Source organism: Paraburkholderia heleia NBRC 101817 (assembly GCF_000739775.1).
Lineage (GTDB): Bacteria > Pseudomonadota > Gammaproteobacteria > Burkholderiales > Burkholderiaceae > Paraburkholderia > Paraburkholderia heleia.
The window spans coordinates 1-981 of record NZ_BBJH01000100.1; the positions used below are offsets into that span (position 1 = coordinate 1).

Consider the following 981-nt stretch of genomic DNA (forward strand, 5'->3'; position numbering starts at 1 on the left):
GGGAGCCTTAGAACGTACGCGGTTTGGGCGGCACGGGCGCGACGGTCAGCGGCGTCATGTGAACCGGCTTGTATTCAAGGCGGTTGTCCTCGCTGTACCAGAGCGTGTGGCGCAGCCAGTTTTCGTCGTCGCGTTCCTTGTGCTCGCTCGGCGCGTGCGCACCGCGGCTTTCCTTGCGCGCTTCAGCCGATACCATCGTGGCGCGGGCCACCTCGATCATGTTGGTCAGTTCCAGCGCTTCCACGCGCGCCGTGTTGAACACCTTCGACTTGTCTTTCAGGTGCACATGTTTGACGCGCTCGGCCACTTCCTCGATCTTGCTGACGCCTTCGGCCATCAGCTTCTCCGTGCGGAACACGCCCGCATGCTTTTGCATTGTCGAGCGAATGTCGCCGGCAACCGCTTGCGTGTACTCGCCCGACGAGGATTTTTCCAGTTTCGCGAGGCGCGAGAGCGCGAAGTCGGCGGCGTCGGCCGGCAGCGGCTTGTGCTCGCGCAGCTCCTTCACGTGCTTGATGATGTGGTTGCCGGCCGCACGGCCGAACACCACGAGGTCGAGCAGCGAGTTCGTGCCGAGGCGGTTCGCGCCGTGCACCGAGACGCACGAGCATTCGCCCACGGCGTAGAAGCCGTTCACGACTTCCTTGTGGCCCTTCGGCGTGCCGACGACCTGGCCGTTGATGTTCGTCGGGATGCCGCCCATCTGATAGTGGATGGTCGGCACAACCGGGATCGGCTCCTTGATCGGATCGACGTTGGCGAACCGGATGGCGATCTCGCGAATCGACGGCAGGCGCTTCGTAATGGTCTCGGTGCCGATATGCGAGAGGTCGAGCAGGATGTGATCCTTGTGCGGACCCACGCCGCGCCCCTCGATGATTTCCTGGCCCATCGAGCGCGAAACGAAGTCGCGCGGCGCCAGGTCCTTCAGGGTCGGCGCGTAACGCTCCATGAAGCGCTCGCCGTTCGAGTTACGCAGAA

1 protein-coding gene is annotated in these 981 nt (G+C 63.7%); it reads right to left on the bottom strand.

The features are described from left to right. Positions 1–7: 7 nt before the first annotated feature. The coding region (locus BHE01S_RS35830) for an FAD-binding protein (protein WP_042273259.1) at positions 8–981 on the bottom strand (974 nt) is incomplete at its 5' end.